This window comes from Streptomyces sp. NPDC093510 (assembly GCF_040683555.1).
GTDB lineage: Bacteria > Actinomycetota > Actinomycetes > Streptomycetales > Streptomycetaceae > Streptomyces.
In genome coordinates, this window is record NZ_JBFBEE010000008.1 from 228,100 (window position 1) to 245,146 (window position 17,047).

At 72.2% G+C, this 17,047-nt stretch carries 13 protein-coding genes; 7 read left to right on the forward strand and 6 right to left on the reverse strand.

From position 1 onward, the window contains the following. Positions 1 to 186 precede the first annotated feature (186 nt). The 3 genes from AB0N81_RS15340 to AB0N81_RS15350 are packed head-to-tail and all read left to right on the forward strand — an operon-like array spanning position 187 to position 5,032. Positions 187 to 1,224 (forward strand): urea transporter, encoded by a 1,038-nt coding sequence (locus AB0N81_RS15340; protein ID WP_365358296.1) that lies wholly within the window; start codon positions 187 to 189, stop codon positions 1,222 to 1,224. Beyond that, complete coding sequence (locus AB0N81_RS15345) at positions 1,221 to 1,673, forward strand: hypothetical protein (protein ID WP_365358297.1); 453 nt, start codon at positions 1,221 to 1,223, stop codon at positions 1,671 to 1,673. The genes AB0N81_RS15340 and AB0N81_RS15345 overlap by 4 nt, the downstream gene beginning before the upstream one ends. Continuing rightward, entirely contained in the window at positions 1,670 to 5,032 is a 3,363-nt protein-coding gene (locus AB0N81_RS15350; RefSeq protein ID WP_365358298.1) for a hypothetical protein, read from the forward strand. Before AB0N81_RS15345 ends, AB0N81_RS15350 begins: the two co-directional genes overlap by 4 nt. 40 nt (positions 5,033 to 5,072) lie before the next feature. Here AB0N81_RS15350 and AB0N81_RS15355 read toward each other — a convergent pair whose 3' ends face one another. Both AB0N81_RS15355 and AB0N81_RS15360 read right to left on the reverse strand, forming a co-directional pair. After that, a complete protein-coding gene (locus tag AB0N81_RS15355; RefSeq protein WP_365358440.1) occupies positions 5,073 to 6,152 on the reverse strand; it encodes a Zn-dependent alcohol dehydrogenase in 1,080 nt (359 codons plus the stop codon). A gap of 91 nt (positions 6,153 to 6,243) precedes the next feature. Beyond that, positions 6,244 to 7,638 (reverse strand): aldehyde dehydrogenase family protein, encoded by a 1,395-nt coding sequence (locus AB0N81_RS15360; protein WP_365358299.1) that lies wholly within the window; start codon positions 7,636 to 7,638, stop codon positions 6,244 to 6,246. 463 nt (positions 7,639 to 8,101) lie between these two features. Between AB0N81_RS15360 and AB0N81_RS15365 the strand changes: the two genes are divergently transcribed. After that, positions 8,102 to 9,316: a S8 family peptidase gene (locus AB0N81_RS15365; RefSeq protein WP_365358300.1), complete on the forward strand. Its 1,215-nt coding sequence runs from the start codon at positions 8,102 to 8,104 to the stop codon at positions 9,314 to 9,316. On the opposite strand, the gene AB0N81_RS15370 is transcribed toward AB0N81_RS15365, so the two are convergent. From AB0N81_RS15370 to AB0N81_RS15380, 3 genes are all read right to left on the reverse strand, one after another. Then, positions 9,300 to 10,589 (reverse strand): MFS transporter, encoded by a 1,290-nt coding sequence (locus AB0N81_RS15370; protein WP_365358301.1) that lies wholly within the window; start codon positions 10,587 to 10,589, stop codon positions 9,300 to 9,302. The genes AB0N81_RS15365 and AB0N81_RS15370 overlap by 17 nt on opposite strands. Then, on the reverse strand, positions 10,589 to 12,025 hold the full coding sequence (locus tag AB0N81_RS15375; protein WP_365358302.1) for a citrate:proton symporter: 1,437 nt from the start codon (positions 12,023 to 12,025) through the stop codon (positions 10,589 to 10,591). Before AB0N81_RS15375 ends, AB0N81_RS15370 begins: the two co-directional genes overlap by 1 nt. Before the next feature lie 157 nt (positions 12,026 to 12,182). After that, positions 12,183 to 12,815 carry a TetR/AcrR family transcriptional regulator gene (locus tag AB0N81_RS15380; RefSeq protein ID WP_365358303.1) on the reverse strand — a complete coding sequence of 211 codons (633 nt, stop codon included), beginning with the start codon at positions 12,813 to 12,815 and terminating at the stop codon, positions 12,183 to 12,185. A gap of 101 nt (positions 12,816 to 12,916) precedes the next feature. On the opposite strand from AB0N81_RS15380, the gene hmgA reads away from it, so the two are divergent. From hmgA to AB0N81_RS15395, 3 genes are read left to right on the forward strand one after another with little or no spacing between them, the layout of a single operon-like run. Next, positions 12,917 to 14,266 (forward strand): homogentisate 1,2-dioxygenase, encoded by a 1,350-nt coding sequence (hmgA, locus tag AB0N81_RS15385; RefSeq protein ID WP_365358304.1) that lies wholly within the window; start codon positions 12,917 to 12,919, stop codon positions 14,264 to 14,266. 28 nt (positions 14,267 to 14,294) lie between these two features. Continuing rightward, positions 14,295 to 15,044 (forward strand): GntR family transcriptional regulator, encoded by a 750-nt coding sequence (locus AB0N81_RS15390; protein ID WP_365358305.1) that lies wholly within the window; start codon positions 14,295 to 14,297, stop codon positions 15,042 to 15,044. A gap of 25 nt (positions 15,045 to 15,069) precedes the next feature. Beyond that, positions 15,070 to 16,272, forward strand: coding sequence for a type ISP restriction/modification enzyme (locus tag AB0N81_RS15395; protein ID WP_365358306.1), 1,203 nt, complete (start codon positions 15,070 to 15,072; stop codon positions 16,270 to 16,272). 38 nt (positions 16,273 to 16,310) lie between these two features. On the opposite strand, the gene AB0N81_RS15400 is transcribed toward AB0N81_RS15395, so the two are convergent. Then, positions 16,311 to 17,021, reverse strand: a complete 711-nt coding sequence (locus tag AB0N81_RS15400; protein WP_365358307.1) for a TetR/AcrR family transcriptional regulator C-terminal domain-containing protein — start codon at positions 17,019 to 17,021, stop codon at positions 16,311 to 16,313. Between the last annotated feature and the right edge of the window lie 26 nt (positions 17,022 to 17,047).

A 17,047-nucleotide genomic window follows, 5' to 3' on the forward strand; every position in this document is an offset into this window, starting at 1 on the left:
AGTACTACGTCCCAACCACTACAGGAAGAGTACTAGAGGCGGGGAGGTTCTTGGACCCTATTGAAGGGACGGGCCCGCACCACCTCGTCGACGGGGCGGGCCCACACCCCCACACAAGTAGATGTAATCTGCATCCGTCCTTTCGGGCGAAACAGACGTAACGCGGGGGTGGCCGTGGGGCACGCGATGGATGCGCTGGACGCCGAGGGCTCGACGGGAGGCGCGGGGCGAGCGCCCGGGCCGCCCGGCGCCCTCCTCACGGCCGCCCGCCTCTTCGCCGCACAAGTCCTGCGCGGCCAGGCCCAGGTGACATTCCTGCCGAGCGCCGTCGCGGGCGCGGTCTTCTGTGTCGCGCTCTCCGCCGCGGGCTGGGAGTACGGCCTCTACGCCCTGGTGGGCACCGCCGTGGGCACGGCGACCGCACGGCTCCTCGGCGTGGACCACGACCGTGTCTCGACCGGCCTCGAAGGGTTCAACGCCTGCCTGACGGCGCTCTGTTTCGCGGTCTTCCTCGGCGCCCGGCACCTGTCGACGGCGCTGCTCGCGGCCGCGGGCTGCGTGGTCGTCACGGTCGTGACCGCTGCCGTGGTCCGGCTGCTCGGCACCTGGGGTCTGCCCTCGCTCACCCTGCCGTACTGCCTGCTCGCCTCGGCTGCGACCATCGCGGCGCCCGGCTTCCGGCACGTCTGGCACGGTGGGGAGAGCACGGCCGCGCTCGCCACAGCCGCGACGGGCTCCACCGCCCTCCAACCGGCCGACGCGGTCCGCGGGTTCTTCGCCGGCTTCGCCCAGATCTTCTTCATGCCGCAGTGGTACGTGGGCGCCCTGCTGCTGCTCGGCCTGCTCGTCGCGGGGCCGCGCGCGGCGGCCGTGGCGAGCCTCGGCAGCGCCGTCGGGACGGCCACCGCGTGGGCCCTGGGCGCTCCCGCCGCACAGATCGCCGACGGCACGACGGGATACAACTCCGTCCTCGTGGCCCTCGCCCTCTGCGGCGTCTTCCTGCCGGTGCGGGCGGCGACCCTCGCGTACGCGCTCGTGGGCGCCGCCACCGCGACGGTGCTCGGCCCGGCGGTGGCCGCGCTCTTCGCGCCGTCCGGCGGGCACGCCTTCACCTGGCCGTTCGTGCTGACCACCTTCGTGTTCCTCGCCGCGGCCAAGTCCTTTCCCGCGCTTGCCCGTTCGGGCGTTCCGCGGCCGGGGCGGGGCGATACCGTGACGCCATGAGTATCGCCTTCGACGCACTGGCCGCCGCGGCACTCGGCGGAGCCGGTGGACAGCTGGGGACCAATGCCGCCGCCGCGCTCTGGGAACGGCTCCGTGAGCGGTTCTCCCGAAATCCCGCGGTGGTGGCTGTGCTCGACGAACGGGACCCGGCGGACCCCGAAGCGGTGCGCCGGCTGGGCGGGGCGCTGCGGGAGTCCGCCGCCGCGGACCCCGGCTTCCACCGTGAACTGGAGTCGCTGACCGCCCGGTTCGGCCCGGCGGCGCCGCAGTTCAACACGGTCAGCCGCTCCCGGGGTCTGAACGCGCCGGGAGCGACGTTCACCGGGCCCGTCACCATGAACTTCGCTGACGAACCGGAGACGGACGGGCCGGAGACCGAGGGACCGGGAACCGAGGGACCGGGGACCGAGGGACTGGGAACCGACGAACCGGAGACCGCAGGGCCGTGAGCAACCACGTCGACGGCTCGTCCGGGCTCAACGCACCCGGTGCCGTCTTCCACGGCGACGTCAACCTCCACCTCCGGGACGACGCCGCACGCCCCGGGCCCCACCCGCCCAGCACCGAGCGGCTGCTCCTGCGCGTCCTGCAGCGTGAGTTCCACGACGGGGCCTCGGTGCGGCTGCTCGACCCCTCCCTCGTACGGGAGCGCCGGAGCATCGCGGACGTGTTCGTGGACCTCCTCGTCCTGCTGCCGTCCGAGGAGCAGGACGACTTCGGCACCGGGGGCACACCGCAGCACTTCATGCAGCAGTACCTCGCCCTGGAGAAGCCGTCGTTCCGTACCGTCCTGACGGGCGGCCCTGGACAGGGCAAGACCACCGCCGTACAGATGCTCGCCCATGTGCACAGGGCCGCGCTGCTACGGGCCTTCGACACCGAACGGCTCTCCCCGCGGACCCTCACGGAACTCGACCGCGTCGACCGGGGCCTGCGCAGGCTGGGGCTGACTCCGCCCTCCACCGCGCGGTTCCCCCTCTGGGTCGAGGCCGACGCCTTCGCCGCGTACCTCGGCGGCGCCACCGAGACGCGGCGCTCCCTCTGGCACTTCCTCACCCACCGCTACGAACGTCTCCTCAAGACCGACGTCTCCACCACGGAGGTCCGCGCCCTGGCCCGCGCGGTGCCGACCGTGCTGATCCTCGACGGCTACGACGAGGTGTCCCCGCGCCGGCGCGCCGCCGTCCTCGGCCACGTCAGGGACTTCGCGGACGATCTGCAGATGGACCGGGCCGACGCGTCGATCACCGTCACCTCCAGGCCGCAGGCGTACGGGAACGAACTGCGGCCGCACGGATTCGCGTCATGGTCCCTGACGGACCTCTCCCCGCAGGAGGCCGAACTGCACGCGGCCGTCCTGGCCGGGCACGACGCCGACGGCGAGCGGCTCCTCGGGATCTTCCGCGAGGCGGCCCGCCACGGCGACCTGCCGGACATCCTGAACACGCCGCTGCATGTCGCGCTGGTGATGTCGATCCTGGCCGACTCCGGTGAACTCCCCTCCGGACGCCATCGGTTGTTCGCCCGCTACTACGACCACGTCTACACGCGCGAAGAGGGCCGGGGCGGGGAGCTCGGCACCTTCCTCGAACAGCACCGGCGACTCGTCGACGAACTGCACCGACGGGCCGCCTTCCACATCATCGTGGCGGGCGAGGCACAGCAGGACGCGGGCGGCATCCGCACCGAGGACTTCGCCGGGATCGCCCGGTCCGTGGTGCGGGACATGCGGGATATGCGGAACATGCGGAACGTGCGGGACGTGCAGGACTTCGTCGGTCCCGCGGAGGACGACGAGGCGGACCTGGTCGAGCGGCTCCTCCGGTTCGCCGGGGAACGCCTGGTCCTGATCGTCGGCGTGGACTCCGACAGCGTGGGCTTCCAGATCAAGTCCCTCGTGGAGTTCCTGGCCGCCGCCCATCTCGCGGGGACGGACGACGAGCGGCTGGTGCGCGAGCGGTTCCGCGCGGTCGCCGCACGCGAGCCCTGGCGCAACGTGGCCAGGTTCATGGCCGCCGCGGCCTTCGAGCCGGACCGTCTCGGGGAGCGGGACCTGCGCGACTCGGTGGTGACCGCGCTGGCCGAACTGGACACGCCGGAGTTCTGCGGGACCCGCGCTCTGGATCTGCGCGGGGCCGAACTGGCCATCGACCTGCTGTCGGACATGCCGGAACTCGACGAGCGGTATGTGCGTCACCTGGTGCCCGGCACGGACGTCCTGGCCGACCTCGACGGCCGCGCCGACCGGCTCGCCGGCGTGGCGGCCCCTCTCTTCCAGGGTGCCCGGCTCGACGGCGTCCTCGACCGCATGACATCGGGTCCTCCCGCCCGGTACACCGACCTCCCTCTCTGGCGTTTCGTCAACCAGCTCGCGGCGGCCGGGAACACGGCTGCCGCGGTCGCGGCCCGCGCCCATCTGGACGCGGCCTGCGCCGAGCTGCTCCCAGGGCTTCTGCTGGACACGGCGATCCCCGAAGTCATCGGGACGGAGCAGCTCGCGGACCAGCTGCGCGGGGCCGATCCGCACGCGGTGCGCACCGACGCGTTCGTGCCGCAGGTCGAAGGGCTTTCCCCCTGGGCGTGGGCCGCCTGGCACGTCATTCACTCGGGGCCTCCCGCGGGCAGGTTGGGATTCCTGAACCTCGAAGGCGTCTGGCCGGTGTCCGGTCCGGTGGCTCTGGGGAACTCGCGCTGGCTGGAACCGCTGGCGACACCCCCGGACCGCTGTCATCCGAACTGGACGGCCTGGGGCGAGGTGGCGCGCGCGACCTCCGACGCCTGCCCCGACGCGCTGGAAGCGCTCGCACACAAGGCATCGGACTTCTCGGACTTCTCTGCGCCCCGCATGCTGCCCTGGCCGGTGCGGGAATGGCTGCTCGGCGTGCGGCCGTCCCCGGAGTCGCTCGACGTCCGGGCCTGGCACGCCGCGGAGGAACGCTGGATGTCCGAGGGTGTGCGCCTCCACGACATCGAGACGTATCTGCGCACGGGCGCGCTCGGCCCCGGCGTGGCGTCGAGCGGCTTTCCGTTCGCCACGACGCGCTGGATCACGCCGGGCGCGACGGAACCCCGCGTCTCCCCACTGGCCGCCGATATCTGGGGCCTCTGGGACACACACCGGACCGGCCCGCACGCGGCACGGGCCGCCCTCGCGGAGCACTTGCTGCTGCCGCTCTCCGGCTACGGCCTACGGCACGGCCTCCCGACGGCGTCGGCTCGGCGGATGCGCGAGGCCATCGCGGTGATCCCCGCCGTACACGACCCTCATATCTCGTACGAGGTCGTCCTGCTGGCGCTCTCCGACTGCCCCGACGACGCGGAGTTCGCCGCTCTGGCGCGGCGGCTGGCCTCTCAGGAGTGGACCATCTACACCGAGGTGCGCGGGCAGGGATTGGCCCACGACCTCATCGCGCGAGCCCACCGACTGCTGGACACGGGCACGTTCCGACAACTGTGCGCGGCCGTCGCCGTGCTCACCGACGACCCGGAGACCTGGGACGCACTCGTCGCCCACTGGATCACGCCCGCGGACTCCGGGCACGAGGACTGGCCCGTCGTGAAGCTGCTGCGCACGGACGCGCCGCCGCCCACCGACCGCGACATCGCCCTGGCCGTGCAGTCGAGGGGCGAGCTGGGCCTCTACCAGCTCATCGACCACGTCCCGTACTGGCCGGACGAGCTGCGGGCCCGCGTCCGGGAGCAGATCCGGCTTCAGGACGGCGCATCGGGGACGGCGTACGGCGACAGGTTGTTCTGGAACGAGGCCGCCGATCCGCTCCCGCTTGCCGCCCTGAAGCTGGAGTCCTGACCTGGAGAACTGGAGTCCTGACCTGGAGAACAGGGACCTCTCAGAACACGACCAGCGCCCGGCCCCCCTTGCCCGCGATCATGTTCTCGAAGGCGGCCGGGATGCCGTCGAGCCCGATCCGGTCGGTCACCAGAGCGCCCAGGTCCAGGCGGCCCGCCCTGATGTGCCCGGCCAGGACCGGCAGGTCCACCGCCGGGTCGGAGTTGCCGTACACACAGCCGGACAGGGTCCTGCCCCAGTGGAAGAGCTCCAGGGCGTTGAAGGTGACCTGCTGGTCCTTGCCGCCGATGCCGACCACCGTGGTGCGCCCGCCGCGCCGCGTCGACTCCCAGGCCGTGCGGATCGTCACCGCGCGGCCCACGCACTCCACGGCGACGTCGACGCCCTGGCCGCCGGTGAGCTTGCGGATGTCGCGGGCCGTCGTCTCCGAGGCGACCACGTACTCCGTGGCGCCGGCCGAGCGGGCCAGCTCCTCCTTCTCCGGCGAGACGTCGACCGCGACGATCTGCCCGGCGCCCGCGATCCTGGCGGCCTGCAGCGTGGCGAGGCCCACCCCGCCCACGCCGAAGACCGCGACGCTCTCCCCCTCGCGGACCCGCGCCGAATGATGCACGGCGCCGTACCCGGTCAGGACGGCGCAGCCGAGCAGGGCCGCGTCGGTGAGCGGGACGCCGTCCGGTGCGGGCAGGACGCAGTCGGCCCGGACCACGGTCTCCTCGGCGAACGCGGCGACGTTCAGGCCGGGGTGCAGGTCCGTGCCGTCCGGCCGCTTCGCGTAGACGTCGGCGGCGCCCGCGAGCGCGTTCACGCAGAGCCACACCTCGCCGAGCGAGCAGGGGTGACAACTTCCGCAGGACGGCGCCCAGTTCAGGACGACGCCGTCGCCGGGCGCGATGTGCGTGACGCCCTCGCCGACGGAGACCACGGTGCCCGCGCCCTCGTGGCCGAGGACGGCGGGCACCGGCACCCGCATCGTGCCGTTGGACAGGGACAGGTCGGAGTGGCAGACCCCGGCGGCCGCGAGGCGCACCCGGACCTGGCCCGGGCCCGGCTCCGGCAGGTCGATCTCGGCGATCTCCAGCGGGGAGCCGACGGCGGGGAGGATGGCGGCGCGAACCACGTTCACGTACTCCTTAGGAAGGTCTCGGACTCGGGCCGTACGGTCTGAACTGCGTTCGGTCAGAACTGCGTACGGCCAGAACTGCGTACGGTCAGAACTGCAGGGACTTCGTCTGGAGGTACTCCGTCAGACCGTGCGCGCCCAGCTCGCGGCCGACACCCGACTGCTTGTAACCGCCGAAGGGCGCCAGGGGGTTGAAGCTGCCGCCGTTGATGTCGACCTGGCCGGTGTCCATGCGGCGGGCGAACGCGACCGCCTCCGCGTCGTCGGCCGCCCACACCGCGCCCGCGAGCCCGTACACGGTGCCGTTGGCGATGCGCAGGGCGTCGTCCTCGTCCTCGTACCGGATGAGCGAGACGACCGGGCCGAAGATCTCCTCCTGGGCGATGGTCATCTCGGGTGTGACGTCGGCGAAGACGGTCGGCTGGACGAAGTAGCCCTTGTCCTTGCCCTGGGGCGCCTCGGGGCCGCCCGCGGCGATCCGGGCGCCCTCCTCGACGCCCTTCTCGATGTAGCCGCGCACGCGTGCCTGCTGCTTGGCGTTGACGACGGGGCCGATGCGGTCGCCGTACTTGGCGGCGGCGGCCGCGGCGAGCTCCACCGCCTCGTCGTACCGGTCGGTGTGCACGAGCATGCGGGTCCAGGCGCTGCACGTCTGGCCGGAGTTGGACATGACGTTGGCGACGCCGACGTTGACGGCCTTGGCGAGGTCGGCGCTCGGCAGGATGACGTTGGCGGACTTGCCGCCGAGCTCCAGGGCGACGCGCTTGACGGCCGCGCCCGCGGTGGCGCCGATCCGCTTGCCGACCGCCGTGGAGCCGGTGAAGGAGACGAGGTCGACGCCCTCGTGCTCGGCGAGCGCCTGTCCCGCGACCGGGCCCAACCCGGTGACCAGGTTGAACACGCCGGCGGGGACGCCCGCCTCGTGGACCGCCTCGGCGAAGAGCTGGGCGGTGAGGGGGGTGTCCTCGGCGGGCTTGAGCACGACCGTGCAGCCCGCGGCGAGCGCGGGGGCCACCTTGTTGACGATCTGGTGGAGGGGGTAGTTCCAGGGTGTGATCGCGCCGACCACGCCGACCGGCTCCAGATAGACGGTGGAGTTGCCGACCCGCTCCTCGAAGGGGTGCGTCGCGGCGAGTTCGGCGTACGAGCCGGAGACCAGGATCGGCACGCCCGCGTGCACGGCCTGCGAGAACGGCAGCGGGGCGCCCAGCTCGGCGGTGACGGTCTCGGCGACCTCGTCCTTGCGGGCGACGAGGCGGTCGCGCAGGGCGCCGATCAGGGCGGCGCGCTCGGCGGGCGGGGTGGCGGCCCAGCCGGGCAGTGCGGCACGGGCGGCGCGGACCGCGGCGTCGACGTCCTCCGCGGTGCCCGCGGGAACCTGGCCGACGGGCTGTTCGTCGGCCGGGTTCAGGACCGTGATGGTGTCGGTGCCCGCAGCCGGGCGCCAGGCGCCGTCGATGTACATCCCGTCGTGGGCCTTCATCGCATTCCTCCAGGTAGTCGTCCGCGCTACAAACTAGCGCTGATAGTTTTCTGACACCAGGGGCTCCCCTGCCCCGACTCCGGCGGAGTCGGCGCAGGCCCACCTGTAGTCCGTATCGAGCCCACCTCCAGCCAGCCTCCAGGCCGGCATTGGGGCCGCGCAAGGCCTCCGACCAGGGCACGAACCGGTCGCGAGTCGTACGCCATCTCCTCGCGCCCCCACCCCGTCCCGGACTGTTTTCCGGACACACCCCCCGCATTCGCCCCGCATTCGATTTCGAATACGTGACAGACGCATGACAAGGCGTCAACTCCCTTGATCCGGCAACGAGTAGCGGCCACGCTACTGATCGCGACGGGAGCGGCACCCACCGCTCCCTTCTGTGTGTGCGATACCGCCCACACCCCCCACAGTCGCGTCGCCCGACCCCGGGCACGCCGCCTATGAGGAGGACTCCCTCGTAATGGCCATGCTTCGCAGCAAGAAGACTGTGATCGCCGCGGCGATCTCGACCGCCACCGCCGCCGCCGTCCTCGGCACGGTCACCGCCCTGCCCGCCCAGGCCGCCCCCGCCGAGGGCACCGTGCTCGCCGCGGGCTCCGCCGACGCGGTCAAGGGCAGCTACATCGTCACGCTGAAGAACGGCTCGGGCCTCAAGGCCGCCACGAGCCAGGGCAAGGACCTCATAGCCGAGTACGGCGGCTCGGTGCAGAAGACCTTCAAGTCCGCGCTCAACGGCTACTCCGCGAAGCTGAGCGAGGCGGAGGCGAAGAGACTCGCCGCCGACCCCGCGGTCGCCTCCGTCGAGCAGAACCAGAGACTCCGGGCCACCGCGACGCAGTCCAACGCCCCCTGGGGTCTGGACCGCATCGACCAGCAGAGGCTGCCGCTGTCCGGCACCTACACCTACCCGGACACCGCCGGCTCCGGCGTCACCGCGTACGTGATCGACACCGGCGTGCGCATCTCGCACTCCGAGATCAGCGGCCGCGCGGTGAACGGCTACGACGCCGTGGACGGCGACAACACCGCCCAGGACGGCAACGGTCACGGCACGCACGTCGCCACGACCATCGCGGGCAAGACCTACGGCGTGGCCAAGAAGGCCAAGGTCGTGGCCGTCCGCGTGCTCGACAACAACGGCTCGGGCACCACCGCCGGCGTCATCGCGGGCATCGACTGGGTGACCGGCAACCACGCCGCCGGCGCCCCGGCCGTGGCCAACATGTCGCTCGGCGGCGGCGCGTCCACCTCGCTGGACAACGCGGTGAAGAACTCCATCGCCGACGGCGTCAGCTACGCGGTGGCGGCGGGCAACGCCAACACCAACGCCGCCAACACCTCCCCCGCCCGTGTCCCGGCCGCCATCACGGTCGGCGCCACGAGCAACACGGACGCCAGGGCCAGCTTCTCCAACTACGGCTCGGTCCTGGACATCTTCGCGCCCGGCGTCAACATCAAGGCGGGCTGGAACACCGGCGACACGGCGACGAACACCATCTCCGGTACGTCGATGGCCACCCCGCACGTCGCGGGCGCGGCGGCGGTCTACCTGGCGGGCCACACCTCGGCCACGCCGGCGCAGGTCTCCTCCGCCCTGGTGAACGGCGCCACGTCCGGCGTGGTGACCAGCCCGGGCACGGGTTCGCCGAACAAGCTCCTCAAGATCGTCTCGTAACGCCCTCGGGCTGACGGCCGGTTCGCCGGCCCGGCCGACGTGCGGGCCCCCGGAGGCAGCCGGCGCCTCCGGGGGCCTTCCGCGTGCCGTCCCTTCCGCCCTCGCGCACGCCGAGGCCCGCGGCGACGAGCAGCAGCCCGCCCAGCATCACGAACGGCGCGGCCACCCCCGCGACCCCGGCGACGAGACCGGCGGACGCGGGCGCCGCGACCTGCCCGAGCCGGTTGCCGGTGAGGCGCAGCGCCAGCGCCGTGGAACGCGCGTCGTCGGGCGCCGCCCGCACGACCGTGGTCATGGACAGCGGCTGCCCGACCCCGAGGCAGAAACCGAGCACGGCCAGCATCAGCGCCAGCCCCCACACCGGGACCGGCAGCGCGAGCCCCGCGCACAGCAGCCCGGCGAGCAGGCACGTGGAGGTCAGCAGCGCGGTCCTGCCGAGCAGCCGGATCATCGGCGTCATCACGAGACGGCACGCGATCGTCGCCGCCGCCCGCAGCGAGAGCAGCACGCCCACCGTGGCGGGCGCGATGCCCCGGTGCTCGCCGACCACCGGCAGATAGGCCGTGAGGATGTCCGTCGCGGAGAGCACGGCGAGGCTGATGAAGATGCCCGCGGGCACGCCGCGGGTGCGCAGGATGCCGAGGACAGGTACACGGCCACGGCCACGGCCCTCGCGCTGCGGCGCGGGCTCGGGCCGCCGCTGCTCGATGCGCCACAGCGAGGTGAGGGAGACCGCCGCGACCACCGCGGAGACGACAAGCGCGAAGGCGCTCGTGCGGCCCATGTCGGCGCCGATCAGGGCGCCCGCCGCGATCGGCCCGATCAGCTGGCCGAGCGAGGCGCCGATGGTGAAGTGGCCGAAGTTGCGGTCCTGTTCGGCGGGCGCGGACTGCCGGGCGACGATGGACTGCGCGCCGATCACGAAGCAGAGGTGGCCGAGGCCCATCACACCGCTCCAGGCGGCCATCGCCGCGAGGGAGCCCGCCGTACCGCTCAGCGCGCAGCCTCCGGAGATCAGCACGACGCCGATGGGCAGCAGCGGCGCGCACCGCCCGTGGTCGGTCCTGCGCCCGAGCGGTACGGCGGCGAAGAGCGGCAGCAGCGCGTAGACGCCCGCGACGACACCGATCGCCCGCTCGTCCGCGCCCAGCGACAGGGCCCGGTAGGAGACGGCGGGCCGGGCCATCGACACCGCCCCCTGCGCGAAGCTGAAGGCGATGACGAGGCGGAGCAGCCAGCCCCTGCCACCGGGCCGGGACGACGCGGCAGGCATCAGATGATGCCGAAGAGAATTCCGGCGCCGAGCACGACCAGTGAGGTGAGCACGGCCCATTTGACGGTGAACCTGGTGTGGTCGCCGAACTCGACCTTGGCCATGCCGACGAGGACGTACACGGCCGGGACCAGCGGGCTCGACATGTGCAGGGCCTGTCCGGCGATGGAGGCGCGGGCGATCTCCAGGGTGGAGACGCCGTGCGCCTGGCCCGCCTCGGCGAGGACCGGCAGGACGCCGAAGTAGAAGCCGTCGTTGGACATGAAGTAGGTGAGCGGGATGGAGAGCAGTCCGGTCACCAGGCCCATGTGCGGGCCCATGCCCTCGGGGATGGCGTCGACGAGCCAGTCGGCCATGTGGTCGACCATGCCGGTGCCGGTGAGGACGCCGGTGAAGACGGCGGCGGCGAAGACCATGCCGGTGACGTTGAGGACGTTCTCCGCGTGGGCGGCGATGCGGGCCTTCTGGTCCGGCATGTGCGGGAAGTTGACGGTGAGGGCGAGGGCGGCGCCGAGCAGGAAGAGGACCGGGATCGGCAGCCACTCCATGATCATGGCGGTGAGCAGCAGGACGGTGAGGGCCGCGTTGAACCAGTAGAGCTTGGGGCGCAGGGTGGGGCGGTTGGGGTCGAGCCCCTGGAAGCCGTCGTCGTCGGTGTCGTCTCCGGCGGCCGCGTCCTCCGCGTCCGCCTCGCCGCCGGTTCCGGAACCCGCTCCTCCACCGGTGGTCTTCTCCGTGAGCGAGGTCCGGCCGTCGCCGCCCGCGCCCACCAGGACCGTCTCGGTCGCCGTCTCCTTCTCCAGGACCTCGTCCAGGGAGAGCGTGCCGAGCCGCTTGCGCTCGCGCAGACCCAGTGCGTACGAGAGGAGGAACACGGCCACGAGGCCCATGGCGAGCGCCGGGATCATGGGGACGAAGATGTCGGCGGCGTCGACCTTCAGCGCGGTCGCGGCGCGGGCCGTGGGGCCTCCCCAGGGCAGGGTGTTCATGACGCCGTTGGCGGTGGCGGCGACGCCCGTCATCACGACGAGGCTCATCTTGAGGCGCTTGTACAGCGGATACATCGCCGAGACGGTGATCATGAAGGTGGTCGAGCCGTCGCCGTCGAGGGAGACGATCGCGGCGAGCACGGCGGTGCCGACCACGATGCGCATCGGGTCCGCCTTGCAGAAGCGCAGGATGCCCCGGACGATCGGGTCGAAGAGGCCGACGTCGATCATGACGCCGAAGTAGACGATGGCGAACATGAGCATGGCCGCCGTGGGCGCCAGATTGCCGACGCCGTCGAGGACGTAGTCCCCGAGATGGGCTCCCTTTCCTACGAACACGCAGAAGAGCGCGGGGATCAGCACCAGCGCCGCGATCGGCGACATCTTCTTCATCATGATCAGCACCAGGAAGGTGGCGATCATGACGAATCCGAGGATTGTCAGCATGGGGGCTACCTAACGTTCACCATCGAACTCCCACCAGGTCTGGCGGTCCGGACGACGTTAGGACCCGCTATCCAGCGTTAACAAGATGTTGACGCGCGAGCAATAAGCGCAAAACTCCTGGTCACGGCCGGGTGTCGGCTACGAACGTCGCGCGCCCTCAGTCCAGCGACCGCGCGAAGTACGCGTGCAGCAGGGTCCGCGCCTCGTCGACGAGTGCCGGGTCGCCGGCCGGGTCGGCGCGGAACGCCAGCTGGAGGACCGCGTCGACCGCCTCGACGCCGACGAGCATCGTGCGGCGCAGGGCGGCGTCGAGCGGGCGGTTCAGGTGTCCGGCGAGCAGGGCCGCCACACGTTCGGCCACCTGCGAGTTGGCGTCCGGCATGGCGTCCGGCGCCGAGGGGATGCCGAAGTCCACGAGGCCGAAGCCGGGGACGGTGCGCATCATGGCGAGGTATTCGTCGAAGGCGGCGTCGACGGCGCCGCGCCAGTCACCGCGCTCGACACCGCTCACGCGCGCGGCGACGCGCTCGGCGTACGCGTCGAGGTTGCGGTGGGCCAGGGCGTCGGCGAGGGCCCTCTTGTTGCCGAAGAAGCGGTAGACCGAGCCGATGGGGACGCCCGCGCGCTGGGCCACGGCGCGGGTGGTGAGACCTTCGTAGCCGGTCTCGTCCAGGACGGCGGCGCAGGCGTCGAGGATGCGGGTCAGGCGCTCGGCGCTGCGCTCCTGCACGGGGACGCGGCGCATGGAGGCGGGGGGCCGCGGGTCCTTGGGCGGGTTCGGGTGGGGCATCCCGGGAGAGTAGAGCATCGCTCACATTCCTGGCTTCCTCTTGCGGAAGGAAAACCTGAATCCTACGGTGTCCCATAGGAATCACTGACGAGGGAGCTGTGATGATCGGGGACCACGCAGGAACCGCGGGCCGAGCGGACGCGGGCGACGCCCGGAAGACCGCCGAGGGGCTGGTCTACCTCTCCGGCTTCGGCAACGAACACAGTTCCGAGGCGGTGCCCGGCGCCCTGCCGCACGGCCGCAACTCGCCGCAGCGCGCGGCCCTCGGTCTCTACGCCGAGCAGCTGAGCGGCTCGGCCTTCACCGAGCCGCGCGCGCACAACCGCCGCTCGTGGCTCTACCGCATCCGCCCGTCGGCCGCGCACCCGCGGTTCACGCGCGCCGACAACGGCGCGATCCGCACGGCGCCGTTCACCGAGTCGGTGCCCGACCCGAACCGGCTGCGCTGGAATCCGCTCCCGGAGCCCGCGCCCGGCACGGACTTCCTGGCGGGCCTGTGGACGCTCGGCGGCAACGGCGACGCGACGCAGCGCACCGGCATGGGCATCCACCTCTACCACGCCAACTCCTCGATGACGGGCCGGGTGTTCAGCGACGCCGACGGCGAGCTGCTGATCGTGCCCGAGCAGGGCGGGCTCCTGCTGCGCACCGAGTTCGGGCTGCTGCACGCCGAGCCCGGCGAGATCGCGCTGATCCCGCGCGGTGTCCGCTTCCGCGTGGAGCTCCTCGACGCGAGCGCGCGCGGGTACGTGTGCGAGAACTACGGCGCCCCCTTCCAGCTCCCCGACCTCGGCCCGATCGGCGCCAACGGTCTAGCGAACGCACGGGACTTCCGGGCTCCCGTCGCCGCCTACGAGGACGTCGAGGGCCCGGTCGAGGTGGTGAACAAGTTCTGCGGCAACCTGTGGCGCGCGACGTACGACCACTCGCCGCTCGACGTGGTCGCCTGGCACGGCAACCACGTTCCGTACGTCTACGACCTGCACCGCTTCAACGTGATCGGCTCGATCAGCTACGACCACCCGGACCCGTCGATCTTCACGGTGCTCACCTCGCCGTCCGACACCCCGGGCCTCGCGGGCGTCGACTTCGTCGTGTTCGCGCCGCGCTGGCTGGTGGGCGAGGACACCTTCCGGCCGCCGTACTTCCACCGGAACGTGATGAGCGAGTACATGGGCCTCATCGAGGGCGCGTACGACGCCAAGGCGGAAGGCTTCGTGCCGGGCGGCGGTTCGCTGCACAACATGATGTCCGCGCACGGGCCCGACCGCGAGACCTTCGAGAAGGCGTCGGCCGCCGAGCTGAAGCCGCAGAAGATCGACGACGGTCTGGCGTTCATGTTCGAGACGCGCTGGCCGGTGACGGCGACGGAGCAGGCGGCGACCGCGTCCCACCTGCAGCGCGGCTACGACGACGTGTGGCAGGGTCTGGAGCGCCACTTCCGCAACTGACGTAACACCACGCTGATTCGGAGAGACCGTGACCGCATTCGCCCCGGACTCGATCGTCCTGAATCGGAAACTGCCGCTCTGGTACCAGGTGTCGCAGTCACTGCGTGCCTCGATACTGGGCCGCACCCCTGACGCCCCGCTCCGGCTGCCCACCGAGGAGCAGCTGGCGGGGCACTACGGGGTGAGTGTGCTGACCATGCGGCAGGCGCTCAAGGAGCTGGAGGACGAGGGGCTCATCACCCGCCACCGGCGGCGCGGCACCTTCATCGAGCCGAGCGCGCGGCGCGGCTCCCCCGTCCGCCTGCTCGGCTCGGTCGACGCGATCGTGGCCCAGCAGTCGGGCATGACCACGCGGCTCCTCGACCACGGCACCGCTCCGCTCCCCGCCGACCTCGCCGGGTACTTCCCGGGCTCGGCCGAGGTGGCGACGTACCACCGGCTGCGCAGTGACGAGAAGACGGGCGAGCCGACCAACCACGCCCGCAACTACGTCCGTCCCGAACTGGCCGCCCGCATCGAGCCCGCCGACCTCGCGCGCTGGCCCATGACGAAGGTCCTGCGCGACGTGGTGGGCGTCCGCATCAGCCGCATCACGGACACCGTCGAGGCGACGCTCGCCGATCCGGAGACGGCCCGGCTCCTCGAAGTGCCGCTGCTCAGCCCGATCCTGCACTACACCGGTGTCACGTACGACGAGGAGGGCCGCACCCTGGACGTGGCCCGCATCCACTACCGCGGCGACCGCTTCTCCTTCTCGGTGACGCTCGACGCGACGTGACGGGCCCGCACCGCGACGTCGTACGATGCCGGGCGTGACGCACGACGAAGCGCCGCTGCTCGCGGACCTCATGCCGTGGTCCGTCGCACCGCTCCGGCCGGGCCGCGGGTGGCCGATGGGACCGGATCCCGCATCCCTGAAAGCCCGTTGGGGCGCCCTCGTCCGCGCCGAGGGCCCGGACCGCGAGGCCCTGTTCCGCCCGACTCGGGCCCGCACCCTGCACACGGCGGTGGCCCAGCTCCCCGGCCACGCCGGCGGGACGGGCCGCCTGGCCAGGGAGTCCGGCCCCTGCCCCGAGCCCGTGCGCATCCTGCACGGCCCCTTCGACGAGCAGTGGCTGATCCCCGACCACCGCCTCCTCGACGTCGCCCGCCCCGAGCTGTGGCGTGTGTCGGGCGAGGGTCAGCTCTTCGCCGTCGAGCAGGGGTACGTTCCGGGGGCCGCGGGGCCCGCCGTCCTCGCGTCGGGCGTGCTGCCGGACGGCCGCTCACCGGCCGGGCGGCCGGGCAGGATCAGGCCGCTGTTCCGCCGTCCCGGGGGCCTGGAGCCCAATGTGACGCCGGGGCTGCTCGCGCATCTGTCGGACGTGCTCGGCCGTGAGGTCACCGCACGGGCCCTGCTCGCGTGGGTGCTGACGGCCTGCACCGGTTCGGCGGCGGGCTGCCGCGTGCCGCTCACCTCCGACACGGAGGTCTGGGAGCGGGGTGTGGAACTCGGACAGCGGCTGCTCCGGCTGCAGCTGCGCGGCGACGGCGAGCGGCCGAAGCTGCCGGGCGGACGCAGGCCGTACGTGCGGGCGCCGCTGCCCGCACGGCCCGACTCCCTGGCGTACGACGCCGAGAAGGAGGTCCTGCGGGTCGGCGAGGAGGGTGTCATCTCGCCGGTGCCGAGGGAGGCGTGGGAGTACGAGGTGAGCGGCGTACGCGTCGTGGAGCGCTGGTTCGCGCTGCGCACGGAGGCGGCCGGGGCGGGGACGCTGGAGGCGATCCGGCCCGCGACATGGCCCCAGACGTGGACGTCCGAACTGCTCGAACTGATCACGATACTGGCGCTGCTCGCGGAACTGGGCCCGGAGCAGGCGCGGTTGACGGCCTCCCTCGGCGCTCCGCTCACCGCAACCGGCCTGCGCACCGCGGGAATCCTCCCCGTCCCCGACGCCGCCCGCCGCCCGGCGTCCGTGCTCGACCACCACGAAGAGGGCCCGGACGGCCAGTTCGCCCTGATCTGACGGGCGCCGACGTGCCCCTGCCCGTCGCCGAGGCGCCCTCAGCGAAACGAGTCGAGCAGACGCCGCAGCGCCCGCTCGAAGCTCTCGTCCGCGTCCCCGGGCGGCGGCGCCTGCGCGAGCATGCCCGCCAGCCGCGGATACGCCCCGCCCGCCACTTGCCGGACCAGGTAGGCCGTCCGGACCTCCTGCTCCTCCTCCGCCGACCACGGCAGGCCCCTCGTGCGCTCGGCGATGGCGATCTCGTTGGCGACGGTCGTCATCGCCGTGCCGTTGACCATCGCGATGAGCTCCATCTTGGTGCCGTAGGGCGCGTCGAGGCTCTCCAGGACGCCGAGGCAGTGCTCCAGGTACCGCAGCGCGTTCGGGCTCGAGCCGTAGGCCGTCGTCATCACGCGCACCACCCACGGATGCCGCCGCAGGATCCCCCGGCTCTGCCGCCCGAGCGCGAGCATCTCCGTGTACCAGTCGCCGCCCACAGCCTCCTCGGACAGCTCGTACTCGCCGCTGACCGTGTCGACCATCAGCTCGTACAGGTCCTCCTTGCGCGGCACGTAGTTGTACAGCGACATCGTGCCGCAACCCAGCTCACCCGCCACGCGCCGCATGGACACCGCGTCGATGCCGTCCGCGTCGGCGATGCGGACGGCCGCCGCCGCGATGTCGGCCCTGCTGTACGCGGGCTTGGGGCCGCGGCCCGCACGCTCGGGGCGCGCCCAGATCACTTCGGGAGTGGCCGCTCGGCCCGCCATTGATCATCACCTCACCCCCATGTTAG

Excerpts from the sequence above, each read along its gene's own strand:
- AB0N81_RS15340 (WP_365358296.1), top strand. The coding sequence starts at position 187 with ATGGATGCGCTGGACGCCGAGGGCTCGACGGGAGGCGCGGGGCGAGCG.
- AB0N81_RS15380 (WP_365358303.1), bottom strand. The coding sequence starts at position 12,815 with ATGCCCCACCCGAACCCGCCCAAGGACCCGCGGCCCCCCGCCTCCATG.
- AB0N81_RS15400 (WP_365358307.1), bottom strand. The coding sequence starts at position 17,021 with ATGGCGGGCCGAGCGGCCACTCCCGAAGTGATCTGGGCGCGCCCCGAG.
- AB0N81_RS15370 (WP_365358301.1), bottom strand. The coding sequence starts at position 10,589 with ATGCCTGCCGCGTCGTCCCGGCCCGGTGGCAGGGGCTGGCTGCTCCGC.
- hmgA (WP_365358304.1), top strand. The coding sequence starts at position 12,917 with ATGATCGGGGACCACGCAGGAACCGCGGGCCGAGCGGACGCGGGCGAC.
- AB0N81_RS15395 (WP_365358306.1), top strand. The coding sequence starts at position 15,070 with ATGCCGGGCGTGACGCACGACGAAGCGCCGCTGCTCGCGGACCTCATG.
- AB0N81_RS15365 (WP_365358300.1), top strand. The coding sequence starts at position 8,102 with ATGGCCATGCTTCGCAGCAAGAAGACTGTGATCGCCGCGGCGATCTCG.
- AB0N81_RS15345 (WP_365358297.1), top strand. The coding sequence starts at position 1,221 with ATGAGTATCGCCTTCGACGCACTGGCCGCCGCGGCACTCGGCGGAGCC.
- AB0N81_RS15375 (WP_365358302.1), bottom strand. The coding sequence starts at position 12,025 with ATGCTGACAATCCTCGGATTCGTCATGATCGCCACCTTCCTGGTGCTG.
- AB0N81_RS15360 (WP_365358299.1), bottom strand. The coding sequence starts at position 7,638 with ATGAAGGCCCACGACGGGATGTACATCGACGGCGCCTGGCGCCCGGCT.